Source organism: Amycolatopsis sp. cg5 (genome assembly GCF_041346955.1).
In the GTDB taxonomy this organism is placed as follows: Bacteria; Actinomycetota; Actinomycetes; order Mycobacteriales; family Pseudonocardiaceae; genus Amycolatopsis.
The window spans coordinates 6,714,282-6,727,002 of sequence record NZ_CP166849.1 but is presented as its reverse complement, the minus strand read 5'-3'; the positions used below and the strand labels follow the sequence as shown (position 1 = coordinate 6,727,002).

General features: G+C 70.1%; 12 protein-coding genes. 5 read left to right on the top strand and 7 right to left on the bottom strand.

The annotated features are described in order from the left end of the window. Nucleotides 1-47: 47 nt before the first annotated feature. Complete coding sequence (locus AB5J62_RS30050; RefSeq protein WP_370943322.1) at nt 48-836, bottom strand: Lsr2 family protein; 789 nt, start codon at nt 834-836, stop codon at nt 48-50. A 123-nt stretch (nt 837-959) separates the two neighbouring features. Here AB5J62_RS30050 and AB5J62_RS30045 point away from each other — a divergent pair, with 123 nt between their 5' ends. Continuing rightward, on the top strand, nt 960-2,351 hold the full coding sequence (locus AB5J62_RS30045) for an NAD(P)/FAD-dependent oxidoreductase (RefSeq protein ID WP_370943321.1): 1,392 nt from the start codon (nt 960-962) through the stop codon (nt 2,349-2,351). A gap of 123 nt (nt 2,352-2,474) precedes the next feature. Here AB5J62_RS30045 and AB5J62_RS30040 read toward each other — a convergent pair whose 3' ends face one another. Next, the gene (locus AB5J62_RS30040) at nt 2,475-3,935 is read right to left on the bottom strand and encodes a hypothetical protein (protein ID WP_370943320.1); all 1,461 of its coding nucleotides are present in this window, start codon (nt 3,933-3,935) and stop codon (nt 2,475-2,477) included. A gap of 406 nt (nt 3,936-4,341) precedes the next feature. Here AB5J62_RS30040 and AB5J62_RS30035 point away from each other — a divergent pair, with 406 nt between their 5' ends. Beyond that, nucleotides 4,342-4,818, top strand: a complete 477-nt coding sequence (locus AB5J62_RS30035; RefSeq protein ID WP_370950382.1) for a DUF3145 domain-containing protein — start codon at nt 4,342-4,344, stop codon at nt 4,816-4,818. A 23-nt stretch (nt 4,819-4,841) separates the two neighbouring features. Continuing rightward, the gene (locus AB5J62_RS30030; protein WP_370943319.1) at nt 4,842-5,417 is read left to right on the top strand and encodes a hypothetical protein; all 576 of its coding nucleotides are present in this window, start codon (nt 4,842-4,844) and stop codon (nt 5,415-5,417) included. Nucleotides 5,418-5,476: 59 nt separating this feature from the next. Here the strand turns inward: AB5J62_RS30030 and AB5J62_RS30025 are convergent, their stop codons facing one another. From AB5J62_RS30025 to AB5J62_RS30005, 5 genes are all read right to left on the bottom strand, one after another. Beyond that, entirely contained in the window at nt 5,477-6,709 is a 1,233-nt protein-coding gene (locus AB5J62_RS30025; RefSeq protein WP_370943318.1) for a beta-ketoacyl synthase, read from the bottom strand. Between the two features lie 35 nt (nt 6,710-6,744). Continuing rightward, on the bottom strand, nt 6,745-6,990 hold the full coding sequence (locus AB5J62_RS30020; RefSeq protein ID WP_370943317.1) for an acyl carrier protein: 246 nt from the start codon (nt 6,988-6,990) through the stop codon (nt 6,745-6,747). A gap of 69 nt (nt 6,991-7,059) precedes the next feature. Next, complete coding sequence (locus AB5J62_RS30015) at nt 7,060-8,043, bottom strand: beta-ketoacyl-ACP synthase III (protein ID WP_370943316.1); 984 nt, start codon at nt 8,041-8,043, stop codon at nt 7,060-7,062. Continuing rightward, entirely contained in the window at nt 8,040-8,975 is a 936-nt protein-coding gene (locus AB5J62_RS30010) for an ACP S-malonyltransferase (RefSeq protein WP_370943315.1), read from the bottom strand. The genes AB5J62_RS30015 and AB5J62_RS30010 overlap by 4 nt, the downstream gene beginning before the upstream one ends. Before the next feature lie 189 nt (nt 8,976-9,164). Further along, nucleotides 9,165-10,379, bottom strand: coding sequence for a helix-turn-helix domain-containing protein (locus AB5J62_RS30005; RefSeq protein ID WP_370943314.1), 1,215 nt, complete (start codon nt 10,377-10,379; stop codon nt 9,165-9,167). A 124-nt stretch (nt 10,380-10,503) separates the two neighbouring features. Between AB5J62_RS30005 and AB5J62_RS30000 the strand changes: the two genes are divergently transcribed. Both AB5J62_RS30000 and AB5J62_RS29995 read left to right on the top strand, forming a co-directional pair. Continuing rightward, on the top strand, nt 10,504-11,400 hold the full coding sequence (locus AB5J62_RS30000; protein ID WP_370943313.1) for an ABC transporter ATP-binding protein: 897 nt from the start codon (nt 10,504-10,506) through the stop codon (nt 11,398-11,400). After that, nucleotides 11,397-12,605: an ABC transporter permease gene (locus tag AB5J62_RS29995; RefSeq protein WP_370943312.1), complete on the top strand. Its 1,209-nt coding sequence runs from the start codon at nt 11,397-11,399 to the stop codon at nt 12,603-12,605. The genes AB5J62_RS30000 and AB5J62_RS29995 overlap by 4 nt, the downstream gene beginning before the upstream one ends. Nucleotides 12,606-12,721: the final 116 nt, after the last annotated feature.

The following is a 12,721-nucleotide window of genomic DNA, read 5'->3' as shown; positions in this document are numbered from 1 at the left end:
GGGCCGCCCGGGGAAGCGTTGGCTTCCCGGGCGGCCCTCTTTTGGTCTTACTGCGCGGCCGAGAACTTGACCGGCGGTGCCTTGCGGATCGTGCGCGTGGTCTTCGCCGCGGCGGGCTTGTCGGCCGCGGGCTTCGCGGCGGCCGTCTTGGCGGCTGCGGGCTTGGCAGCGGCCTTCGCGGGCGCCTTGGCAGCGGCGGTCTTGGCGGCCGGAGCCTTAGCCGCGGGGGCCTTGGCAGCCGGGGTCTTCGCGGCGGTGGTGCGCGCGGTGGGCTTCGCGGCAGCCGTCTTGGCGGCAGGCTTGGCCGCCGCCTTGGTCGCGGTCGCCTTGGTGGCGGGCTTCGCGGGCGCCGCCTTCTTGGCAGCTGGCTTCGCCGCGGGCTTGGTGGCGGCCTTCGCCGGAGCGGCCTTCTTGGCAGCCGCGGCCGGTGCGGCCTTGGCCGTGCGCGTGGTCTTGGCACGCGTGGCGGTCGCCTTGACCGGCGCGGCCTTGGCGGCGGCGGCACGCTTCGGCGCCGCCTTCACCGGAGCGGCCTTCGCGGGCGCTGCCTTCTTCGCGGCCGTTTTCGCCACGGCCGTTTTCGCCGCCGCGGCGGGCTTCGGGGCCGCCTTCCGGCGCGACGCCTTCGGCTGCGCGATGATCCGCGGCGCGCGCTTGCGGCCACCGACCCGGCGGCCGTTCGTCACGTAGGCCTCGAAGATCGCGCGCAGGTTTCCGGCGTTCTCGGCGGAAAGATCGATGTCGTACTCGATCCCGTCCAAGGCGAAGCTGACCGATTCCTCGGCGGGCTCGCCGTTGAGGTCGTCCAGCAAGTGCACAGCAGTGTTCTGGGCCACGAAAACTCCCGGGGGCTCGATCGAAGTCTGACTCTGCTGCAACCGGCCGTCGCCGAGTTCTCCAGCTCGCACCGAGGATACCGCTGGGTTGCGCGAACGTGCGCGGTGGTGTGGATTGAAAGCATGTCCGTACAGACTTTTGACGTAGTGGTGATCGGCGCGGGGCCCGTCGGCGAGAACGCCGCGGCCAGGGCGGTGCGTGGCGGGCTGACCGCCGCGCTCGTCGAAAAGGAACGTTTCGGCGGTGAATGTTCCTATTGGGCGTGCATCCCGAGCAAGGCGTTGCTACGTCCCGGAAACGCGCTGGCGGCCGCGAAACGCCTGCCAGGCGTCCCGGTGGGTGACGCGCTCGACGCCAAGGCCGTGTTCGCCAGGCGGGACTGGTTCACGTCCAAAGGGGACGACACGGGCCAGTTCGACTGGGCGGTCGGCGCCGGCATCGAGGCGATCCGCGGCGAGGCGAAGATCACCGGCGTCAAGGAGGTCACCGTCGGCGAGCGGGTGCTCGTCGCGCGGCACGCGGTGATCGTCTGCACAGGCAGCGTTCCGGTGACCCCGCCGATCCCGGGGCTCGACGAGATTCCGGTGTGGGGTTCCCGTGAGGCGACTTCGGCGAGCGAAGTGCCCGCACGGCTGGCGGTGCTCGGCGGCGGTGTCGTCGGCGTCGAGATGGCGCAGGCGTGGGCGCGGCTCGGCGCGAAGGTCGATCTCATCCTCACTGGGGCAAGGCCTTTGCCGAAGCTGCCGCCGTTCGCCGGTGACGCCGTCGCGGCCGGGCTGCGCGCGGACGGTGTCACCGTGCACACCGGGTCCGGGCTGGAGCGTGCGTCCCTAGTGGACGGTGCGGCGAAACTCGAACTGCGCGGCGGCGTCGAGCTGACCGCCGACAAGCTGCTCGTCGCGACCGGGCGCCGCCCCGCGACGGAGAACCTCGGCGTCGAGTCGATCGGGCTGACCCCCGGCAAACCGCTGACCGTCGACGACGCGGGCCGAGTGTCCGAAGTGGACGGAGGGTGGCTGTTCGCGGCGGGCGACGTCACCGGCCGCGCCCCGGTGACCCATCAGGGCAAGTACGCGGCCCGCGCGGCAGGCGACGCCGTCGCCGCGCTCGCCCGCGGCGAGGCCGTCAAACCGGAGCCGTGGAGCGGATACGCCGCGACCGCCGACCACCACGCGGTGCCCCAGGTGATCTTCACCGACCCCGAGGTCGCCTCGGTCGGCCTCACCGCCGCCCGCGAGGGCAAGCCGGACCGCGTCGTCGAGATCGACATCGCCGTCGCGGGCTCGTCGCTGCACGCGGACGACTTCGCGGGCAAGGCCTCGATGGTCGTCGACACCGAGCGCTCGGTGCTGCTCGGCGTCACCTTCGCGGGCCAGGACGTCGCCGAACTCCTGCACGCGGCCACGATCGCCATCGTCGGCGAGGTCCCGCTGGACCGCCTGTGGCACGCGGTGCCCGCCTTCCCGACCATGAGCGAGGTCTGGCTCCGCCTGCTCGAGGAATACGGCCTCTGACCCCGGAAAAATCCCAATGCGTCCTTCGGTCCCTGGCGCGGTCCCAATGCGTCCTTCGGTACCTGGGAGATCCCGAATGCGTCGTTCGGTCCGTACGAGGGACCGAACGACGCATTGGGATTTTTAAACGTTGATGGGGAGGTCTAGGGCGGCTTTGGCGGCGCGCTGGAGGCCTGGGTCGTCCGGTTTGGACGGTCCGGGCAGCCAGGCGACCATGACCAGGCGGACCGAGGCGCCGTCGAGTGAGCTGGCGTAGGCGGCGCCGTCGAACTTCGGGGCCTCGCCGGTCCATTTGCCGGTCTCGGTGGCGAGGTCGAGTATTCCGCCCGCGCCCGGGGTGTCGGCGACCGCTTTGAAGTCGGTGGCTTGTTGGGCGTCGGGGAATTCGATGATGCCGACGGTCGCGGCGGCCTGCCTGCCGTCGATGTTCGCGGCGAAGCTGCCGCGCTTGACCGCTGTACAACTGGTGCGCCCCAAGCTCGCCTGCACGTCGCCGAACGCGTGCGACGCGCATTTCTGGTCGGCGGCGGCGTCCTGCGGGGTGAACTGGAGGCTTTCGATCGGGCGGCTGCTCGACGGCGGCGGCACGGGCTTCGTGGGGGGCTGGGACGACGCCTGCGCGGGCGCCGGGGTCTGGCCGCCGCTGTCGCCGCTGGCGACGAGTATCGCGGCGATCAGCAGCACGGCCAGCATGCCGATCGCGCCGATCGGCAGCCAGCGGACGAGCGACGGTCTCCGTTTCACCGGCGGCACAACAGGCGCAACAGGAGCAGCGGGTGCGACAGGCGCGACCGGAGCGGCAGGCGCGACGGGAGCAACAGCGGCGACCGGCGCGACAGGGGCGGGAGGCTGGCGTCTGGCCTGGTGTTTCACCGGCGGCGGAGCCACCGAAACCCGCTGCTTGCCGGGATGTTCGGCAGGCACGGTCGGGCTCGCCGCGAGCAGCGGGTTCAAGTGCACCACGGTCGGCTCGTCGGCGTGCTCCGCGAATCCTTCCCCGAGCAGCATTTCGTCCGGCAGGCGGGGAGTGTTGGCCGCGACCGTCTTCAGCACGTCTCGCGCCTGCGCTGCCGACATCGCGCGCGGCGCGTCGGCCAGCGACACCGTCGCGGCGTGCATGCTCGTCGGTGTCGGGTGCAGCACCCGCGTGCGCCCGGCGAGGTCGGCGGCCGGCTGGTCGACGGCTTCGACGTACGGCCCGACCGCGATCACCGTGCTCAGCGGCGGTACGTCCGGATGGGCCTCGGCGAGCTGGACGGCGACGGCCTTCGCCATGGCGAGCGCCCTGGTCGCCGGGTTGACCTCGTTCTCGGCGCCGACGAGCGGCCAGCCGTCGGCCTGCCACGGGCCTTCGAGCGGGGCGTCGAGCTTGAGCGCCGGGTCCGGCAGGTCGACGCCGATGATCATCAGGATTCCGCGTGGCAGCACCACGAACGCGTCGACCACCCGCTCGTCGCCGAACGGTTTGATACCGGCCAGCGCGATACCGCCGACGACCGATTTCCCCCGCCCGAGCGAGGCCAGTGCCGCGCGGATGTCCTCGGCCACCCGCGACGGCTGTGGCGCGAGACGAACCAGCCGCACGTCGCTTCCTCCCCGTTTTGTCGACAACGCCAGTTCACCACGCTAGCGCGCGGGGGCCGCACACCGGGGCAGGACCGCGCTAACCATCGGATGAGATTGGTGACCTAAGTGGACACTTACCCGCTTTCCCGCTGGGTGAAAACGTCCGCTCATCGCCCGAAACAGTCCAACAGCGTAGAAGGTTTTTTCGGTCACCGGATCTGCAAGTTGCGCACGGAGTTCCCATTCGGGTGTGACTTGTGGGTTTCGTGTGGCCAAAGAGCATGTCTGGGGTGCAGAATGTGGTAGCCGTGTCGAAGACGTGCAACGAGTGATCCGACAGCCGGTCTCGCGAGGTCGTAGGGGAAGACGCATCTCGTCGAGTAGCGGAGGTCAGGCAGTGAGCACCCGTGGCAACACCCGAGGCATGGTGTACGTCCACTCGTCGCCGTCTGCGGTATGTCCGCACGTCGAGTGGGCACTTTCGGGCACCCTTGGCGCCCGGGTCGACCTGAAGTGGACGGCACAGCCGGCCAGTCCCGGTCAACTGCGCGCCGAGTGTGGCTGGCGTGCGCCTTCGGGCACCGGCGCGAAGCTGGCGTCCGCGTTGAAGGCGTGGCCGATGATCCGTTTCGAAGTCACCGAGGAGCCGAGCGCCGGCGTGGACGGCGAGCGGTTCTGTTTCGCGCCCGGACTGGGCCTGTGGCACGGGCGGACGAGCGCCAACGGCGACATCGTCGTGGGTGAGGACCAGCTGCGTTCGCTGGTCGCGCGCAGTCGCGCCGGCGAGCAGCTGGCGCACAAGCTCGACGAGCTGCTGGGCGCGAACTGGGACGAGGCACTCGAGCCGTTCCGGCACGCCGGCGACGGCGCGCCCGTGACTTGGCTCCACCAAGTCGGGTAAAGGCCATTCGCTAGGGTGACCGCGTGACGACCACCTCCACCCAGCGCTGGCTCATCCCCGCACTCATCGTGGTGGTCTCGTTGACGGTCGGCGGCGGCCTGCTCGCCCGCGAGCTCTACAGCCCGCCGCCGGAGCCGCCGATCGTGCCGGGCGCGGTGGCCACGTCGGGGTCGCTGACGCCGGAGGAGCAGCCGGGCGGCGACGAGGTCTTCGTGACCGCGGACGCGGCCGCCCATCCCGACGGCGACAACGTGCGAGGCGCGCTGCAGATCTATTTCCGTTCGATCAACCAGAAGAACTTCGACCTCTGGGCCAGCGTGGCGGCCGCCGAACGGCTGCGGCACAAGTCGCGCGTCGACTGGCAGAACGACTACAAGAGCACCAAGGACGGCAGCATCCTGATCTACCGGATCGAGGCGCCGGTCGGCTCACTGCGGGTACTGGTCGGGTTCACGAGCACGCAGGCCATCGAATCCGCGCCACCCGACTTCCCGGAACCCTGTATCCGCTGGCGGGTCGTGCTGCCGATGGTCAACGAGAACGGCACGTGGAAGATCGACCAGGCCGACGGTTCCACGCCGGAAAAGGAAAAGTGCTGACAAAAGAAACGCGGTGACACCCTCGGAGTGAGGGTGTCACCGCGTTTTTCGTAGCCGGGTCAGGCGGGAACGAACGCCAGTGCCACGTTGTGGCCACCGAAGCCGAACGAGTCGCTGACGGCGGCCTTGAGGTCCACCTTGCGCGGCTCGCCGGAGACGACCTCCTGCACGACACCGGGGTCCTGGTTCTCCAGGTTCAGTGTCGCCGGGATGACGCTCTCCTTGATCGACAGCACGGTCGCGATGGCCTCGACCGCGCCCGCGGCGCCGAGCAGGTGGCCCAGGTTGCCCTTGGGCGCGCTCAGCAGCGGATGCTCGCCGATGGCCTTGCGGATCGCCACCGTCTCGCCGACGTCGCCCGCCGGGGTCGACGTGGCGTGCGCGTTGACGTGCCCGACGTCCTTGGGGTCGAGGCCGGCGGTGCGCAGTGCCGCGCTGATCGCCTTGGCCTGTCCCGTGCCCTCGGGGTCGGGACCGGTGATGTGGTACGAGTCGGCACTGGTGCCGATCCCGGCCAGTCGTCCGTGGATGGTCGCGCCACGCGCCTTCGCGTAGTCCTCACGCTCCAGCACCATGACCCCGGCGCCCTCACCGAGCACGAAGCCGTCGCGGTTGATGTCCCACGGGCGCGACGCGCGCTCGGGGTCGTCGTTGCGGGTGCTCATGGTCCTGGCCTGTGCGAACCCGGCCATGGTGATCGCGGCGATCGCGGCCTCCGCGCCACCGGCGACGACCACGTCGGCCTCGCCGAGCGTGATCATCCGCCAGGCCCAGGCGAGTGCCTCGGCGCCGGACGCGCACGCCGAAACGGGCGCGTGCACCCCGGCGCGTGCCTTGAGCTCCAGCCCCACGTGCGCGGCGGGGCCGTTCGGCATCAGCATCGGGACCGTCAGCGGTGAAACCTTGCGCAGGCCCTGCGTCTCCAGGAGGTCGTCCTGGTCGAGCAGGGTGTTCGCGCCACCGATGCCGGTGCCGATGATCACCGCGAGCCGGTCGGGGTCGACCGTGTCCTCGCCGTGCCCGGCGTGCGCCCACGCTTCGCGGGACGCGATGATCGCGACCTGCTCGCTGCGGTCGAGCCGCCTGGCCTGTACCCGCGGCAGCACCTCGGTGGGTTCCACCGCGAGCCTGGAAGCGATCTTCACCGGCAGGGCGAATCGTTCGACCCAGTCGGCCTCCAGCGTCTTCACGCCGCTGCGGCCTGCCAGCAGTCCGTCCCATGTGGACGCGACGTCACCGCCGAGTGGCGTGGTGGCGCCGAACCCGGTGATTACGACGTCGTTCTTGCTCATGGGTTTCTCCCCGAGGTCGGCGCTTGGGAAACGTCTTACTTGAGGTTGGCGGAGACGTAGTTCACCGCGTCGCCAACGGTCTTCAGGTTGGCCAGCTCGTCGTCCGGGATCTTGACGCCGAACTTGTCCTCGGCCTGGACGGCGATCTCGACCATGGACAGCGAGTCGATGTCCAGGTCGTCCACGAAGGACTTCTCGGCGGTGACGTCGTCCTGCGACACACCGGCGACCTCTTCGACGATCTCCGCGAGGCCCGCGAGGATTTCGGTGTTGTCAGCCATGGGTTGTTCCCTTCATAGATGTTTCTCGGTTGGTCTGTCCCCGGCGGGGTGCTGCCGGGGAAAGTGTTATCACGGGCAGATGAACGCTTGCCCCGCGTAGGACAGCCCCGCGCCGAAGCCGACGGCCAGCACGACGTCACCGGACTTGGCGGTGCCCGCCTTGCGCATGTGGTCGAGTGCCAGCGGGATCGAGGCGGACGAGGTGTTGCCCGAGTACTTGATGTCGTCGGCGACGACCATCTCCTCGCGGGCGCCCAGCTTGCGCAGGCGCTTCGCGATGGCGTCGACGATGCGCAGGTTGGCCTGGTGCGGGATCAGCACGTCCACATCGGACGGCTCGAGGCCCGCGAGTTCCAGCGCCTGCACGGCGATCGGCGCGATCTGCGTGGTCGCCCAGCGGAAGACCGACTGGCCTTCCTGGTAGATCCACTTGCCGTCGCGCAGGTAGATGGTGTCGACCAGGTCACCTGCGCTGCCCCAGGCGACCGGGCCGATGCCCGGCGTCTCGGAGCCGCCGACCAGCGCGGCGCCCGCGCCGTCGGCGAAGATGATCGCGTTGGCGCGGTCGGTCGGGTCGACGGAGTCGGTGAGCTTCTCCGCGCCGATCACGAGCACCTTCTGCGAAGAGCCCGCGCGGATCAGGTCGGAGGCGACACCGAGGCCGTAGCAGAACCCGGCGCAGGCGGCGTTGAGGTCGAACGCGCCGGGCGCCTTGATGCCGATGCGGTCGGCGACCTGGGCGGCGGCGTTCGGGATCTGGCCCGGCATCGTGCAGTTGGGCACGATCACGGTGTCCACATCGGACGGGTCGACCCCGGCGTCCTCGAGCGCGGCCGCGCCCGCCTTGACGGCCATGTCGACGAGCAGCTCGTCCTTGTCGGCGAAGCGGCGCTCGATGATGCCGACGCGGTCGCGGATCCACTGGTCGTTGGTGTCCATGATCTTCGAGAGATCGTCGTTGGTCACCACGCGGTCGGGCTGGGAGCTGCCGACGCCGAGGATGCGAGTCGCGGCTGGCCCCTGCTGCTGCCGCAAGGTCGGTCGGTCTGTCACTGAGCGTCCTCCTGCTCGCGCAAGGCTGCCAGCTCGGCAGGGGTCTTCAGCGCGATGGTCTTGGTCACGGTTCCCTTGAGCTGGCGCTTGACGAGGTTGGTCAGCGTGCCTGCCGGGGGCAGTTCGAGAGTGCTGGTGACGCCGAGGGACACCAGGCCTTCCATCGTCAGGTCCCACCGCACCGGGCTGGTGACCTGGGTGATGAGCCGCTCGAGGTACTCCGCGCCACTGGTGACGACCTTACCGTCCGCATTGGACAGCAGTGGCCTGGTCGGGTCGGCGGGGGTGATCTCGGCGGCGTAGGCACGCAGCGCCTCTTCGGCGGGTGCCATGTAGTGCGTGTGGAAGGCGCCCGCGACCTTGAGCGCGCGGACCTTGGTGCCCTCCAGCGGCGACGCGAGGATGCGCTCGATCGCGTCGGCGGCGCCGGAGGCGACGATCTGGCCCGCGCCGTTGCGGTTCGCGGCGGCGAGGCCGTGGTCGCCCAGCCAGGCGACGATCTGCTCGGGGTCGCCGAGCATCACCGCGGCCATGCTGGTGGGTTCGAGAGAGCACGCCTTGGCCATCTCGGCGCCGCGGACGGCGGCGAGCGCCACGGCGTCCTCGGCGGAGAAGACACCGGCGACGGCGGCCGCGGCCAGCTCGCCGACCGAGTGCCCGGCGACCGGGGTGTCGCCCGCGATGCCCAGCTTGGCGACCTGCTCGTAGGCGAGCAGCGCGTTCGCGACGATCAGCGGCTGCGCGATCGCGGTGTCCTGGATCTCTTCGGCGGGTGAGTCCGTACCCAGCTTGACCAGGTCCATGCCGGCCCGCTCCGACCAGCGTTCGACGAGTGCGCGGGCACCGTCGAGTTCGAGCCACGGAGCCAGCATTCCGGGAGCTTGGGAGCCCTGTCCTGGGGCGAGTACGGCAGTCACCCTCTTAGGGAACACGGTGCGCCACCATGGTCGGGATGTCGGCACTCACCAAGTACACCGGGTGTAGTTGTAGGAACCCTCCAAAAGCGCCCGGTTTCCCCTGGGTTTTCACTCGGATGCCTTGTCGGGTTCACGCAGAATTGCCCGTGAAGTGCGTCACCTCAGGGTAGCCGCTGAGTTACCGTGGTCACAAAGGATTCCCGCTCACCAGATCCCGCGGGCCCTGGCGAGCCTGCCGACGGTGAGCGCGATCCGCAAGACCAGCGCGTCGCGTGGTTCGGCCGGGTTGCGGCCGGTGAGTTCCGAGGCCTTCTTCAGCCGGTACCGCACGGTGTTCGGGTGGACGAACAGCTCACGCGCGCAGGTTTCCAGCACACCGCCGCTTTCCAGGTAAGTCTCCACTGTGGTCAGCAGCGTCGGCCCGGCCTCTTCCAACGGCCTGGCGATCTCCTCGATGAGGCGCCGCTCGGCCTCCGCGTCGCCGGACAAAGCCCGCTCCGGCAAGAGTTCCGACGAACGCGCCGGCCGCGGCGCCGCCGGCCAGCCGACGATCGCGCGCAGCCCGGAGAGCGCTTCCGCCGCGCTGTGGTGCGCTTCGGCGAGACTCGGCACGGTCGGCCCGGCGACCACCGGGCCCTCGGCGAACGCGAGTGAGAGCTTGCCGAGTGCTTCGCGGTCCTTCTGCGTGCCGTCGGTCGGGCCGCCGACGACCACGACGAGTCGTGAGCCCTGCACGGAAAGCAGCACCGACCGGCCGACGCGGGCCGCGCGGCTGCGCACCTCGAACACGACGGCGGGCGGGTCGTCCGACGGCGGGGTGCCGACGAGCACGGTCGCCTTGAGACCGGGATCCCAGCCGAGCGCGGCCGCGCGGGAGAGCACCGACTCCTCGGCGTCGCCACGGACGATGCCGTCGACGACGAGCGCCTCCAGCCGGGCGTCCCACGCGCCGCGCGCCTCGGCGGCCGCGGCGTAGGAGTTGGCGGCGGCGAAGGCGATTTCCCTGCCGTAGCGCAGGATTCCCTCGATGAGCGCGGCCCGTTCCGCCTCGTTGACGGCGAACTCGGGCAGCTCCTCCTCGAAGACCTCGATCGCGAGCCTGACCAGGCCGACCGCCTGCCGCAGGCTGATCCAGCGCGACAGCTCGGCGGGCGCGTCGCGGAACGCCTCGGTGGTGAGCTTCAGCGCTTCCTTCGAATCACGAAGCCAGGCGACGAAGCCGGCGGCACCCGCCTGGGTGATCAACAGCACGCTCGCGCGCTGGTCCGCGGTCAGCCTGCCGAACCACGGCAGGCGCGCCTCCATGGCGGCGACACTCGCCGTCGCGAGCCTGCCGGTCGCCCGTTCGAGCTGCCGGAGTGTCTTGGCGGACAGGCCGTGATGCCGAGGTGGTCGTCGTTTCGTGATCGCTTCTGCCATGGTCAGCCGATCCTACTTCCCGGCGCCCATCCGCAACCGGATCGTGGCCATCGTCAACCTTTGTTGGTAGGCGCGGCGCGCCGTTTCTCCCTACCCTCGTCCCGAGAAGACGAGGGGAGTGACCATGCTGGAAATCGACGCCATCACGAAGCGATACGGCGATTTCGTCGCACTGCGCGAGATGAGTTTCGACGTCCGACCGGGTGAGCTGTTCGGTTTCGTCGGCAGCAACGGCGCGGGCAAGACCACCACCATGCGGATCGCGCTCGGCGTGCTGAGCAGCGACGGCGGCGAGGTGCGCTGGGAGTCGAAGCCGATCACGCTCGAAACGCGCAGGCACATCGGCTACATGCCGGAGGAACGCGGGCTCTATCCGCGGATGAAGGTCGCCGAGCAGCTGGTGTACCTGGCGCGGCTGCACGGTATGTCGGCTTCGGCCGCGCAGCGTTCGGTCGAGACGTGGACCGAGCGGCTCGGCGTGGCGTCCCGGCGCGACGACGAGGTGCAGAAACTGAGCCTGGGAAACCAGCAGCGCGTGCAGCTCGCGGCCGCGCTCGTGCACGATCCGAGCATTCTCGTGCTCGACGAGCCGTTCTCCGGGCTCGACCCGGTCGCGGTCGACGTGATGAGCCAGGTGCTGCGGGAAAAGGCCGACGAGGGCGTGCCCGTGGTCTTCTCCAGTCATCAGCTGGAGCTGGTCGAGCGGCTGTGCGACCGGGTCGGCATCGTCCGAAGTGGACAGATGGTGGAGACGGGCACGGTCGACGAGCTCCGCGCCGGCGGCACGGTCGGGCTCAGCGTCCACGCGCCGCGCGCGCCGCGGGGCTGGGCCGACGGGCTGCCCGGCATCAAGGTCCGCTCGTACGGCGAGACGACCGAGCTCGAACTCCTCGACGGCGCCGACGACCAGCTGGTCCTCAAGGCCGCGCTGGCGACCGGCCCGGTGCACGAGTTCGCGCGCCGCAGGCCGTCGCTGACCGAACTGTTCCGCAACGTCGTGACCGAAGAGGTGCCAGCATGACCGAGAACGATGTCCGGCTGAGCCCGGCTGCGGCCGTGCGGCTGGTCGCCTCGCGCGAGATCGGCACGCGGCTGCGATCGAAGGCCTACCGCATCTCCACGCTCGCGATGCTCGTCCTGATCGTCGGCGGTGTCTTCGTCGCGAAGCTGATCGGCTCGTCCGACGGCGGCACGACCGTCGGCGTGGTCGGCCCGGCCGCTTCGCTGGCCGCGCCGCTGACGGCCACCGCGCAGGCGATCGGCGAGAAACTGGAGACCAGCGAGGTCGCCGACGAGGCCGCGGGCCGCGCGAAGGTCACCGACGGCTCGCTCGACGCGCTCATCGTGGGCGACGCGACGAAGGTGCGCGTGGTGGTCAAGAAGGACCTCGACGGCAAGCTGAAGAACGCGCTCAACGTGCTCGCCGGCCAGCTCGCGCAGAAGCAGGAGATCGAGGCGCAGGGCGGCGACGCGGCGAAGGTGCAAGCGGCGGTCGCGAACGCGTCGGTCGAGGTGCTGCCGATGGAGAAGCCGTTCGACTACAGCGGCGAGCAGCTCGTGCTCGGCTACATCGCGGGCCTGCTGATCTACATCTCGCTGATGATCAACGGCCAGATCGTCGCGCAGGGCGTGGTCGAGGAGAAGACCAGCCGCGTCGTCGAACTGCTGCTCGCGACCATCCGGCCATGGCAGCTGATGGCGGGCAAGGTGCTCGGCATCGGCGTGGTCGGGCTCATCCAGATGGTGCTGATCGGCGGGCTCGGCATCGGCGCCGCGCTCGGTGCCGGGGTGCTGACGTTGTCGCTCTCGGCGGCGCTGGGCATCGTGATCTGGCTGATCGTCTGGTTCCTGCTCGGCTTCTTCATGTACGCGATCGTGTTCGCCGGGCTCGGCGCGCTCGTCTCGCGGCAGGAGGACGTCGGCGGCGCGGTGGCGCCCGCGCTGACCTTCGTGGTCGCCGGGTACATCGTCGGCGCGACGATCCTGCCGTCCAACCCCGGCAGCGGGCTGGTCGAGGTGCTCTCGATGATCCCGGCGTTCGCGCCGACGCTGATGCCGATGCGCCTGGCCATGGGCGGGGTGCCGGTATGGGAGGCCGCGCTTTCGGTCGTACTGGTGCTGGCCACGATCCCGCTGCTGATCTGGTTCGCCGGACGGATGTACTCCGGCGCCGTCATGCGCACCGGCGCGAAAGTGAAACTCCGCGACGCACTGAAGGCCCCGTAGAACTGCGCGCAGGGGTCGTGAGTGTTCCGGCCGGTTCTAACCGGTCAAATCACTCACGACCCCTCGGCTGGGCGTAATGTGCATGACGCCGGAAATGTCTCGAGGCCGCCCGGCGA

What these genes read in the sequence shown, in the direction of transcription:
- AB5J62_RS30005 (WP_370943314.1), bottom strand. Translation starts at nt 10,379, where the DNA reads ATGGCAGAAGCGATCACGAAACGACGACCACCTCGGCATCACGGCCTG.
- AB5J62_RS29995 (WP_370943312.1), top strand. Translation starts at nt 11,397, where the DNA reads ATGACCGAGAACGATGTCCGGCTGAGCCCGGCTGCGGCCGTGCGGCTG.
- AB5J62_RS30035 (WP_370950382.1), top strand. Translation starts at nt 4,342, where the DNA reads ATGGTGTACGTCCACTCGTCGCCGTCTGCGGTATGTCCGCACGTCGAG.
- AB5J62_RS30020 (WP_370943317.1), bottom strand. Translation starts at nt 6,990, where the DNA reads ATGGCTGACAACACCGAAATCCTCGCGGGCCTCGCGGAGATCGTCGAA.
- AB5J62_RS30000 (WP_370943313.1), top strand. Translation starts at nt 10,504, where the DNA reads ATGCTGGAAATCGACGCCATCACGAAGCGATACGGCGATTTCGTCGCA.
- AB5J62_RS30025 (WP_370943318.1), bottom strand. Translation starts at nt 6,709, where the DNA reads ATGAGCAAGAACGACGTCGTAATCACCGGGTTCGGCGCCACCACGCCA.
- AB5J62_RS30045 (WP_370943321.1), top strand. Translation starts at nt 960, where the DNA reads ATGTCCGTACAGACTTTTGACGTAGTGGTGATCGGCGCGGGGCCCGTC.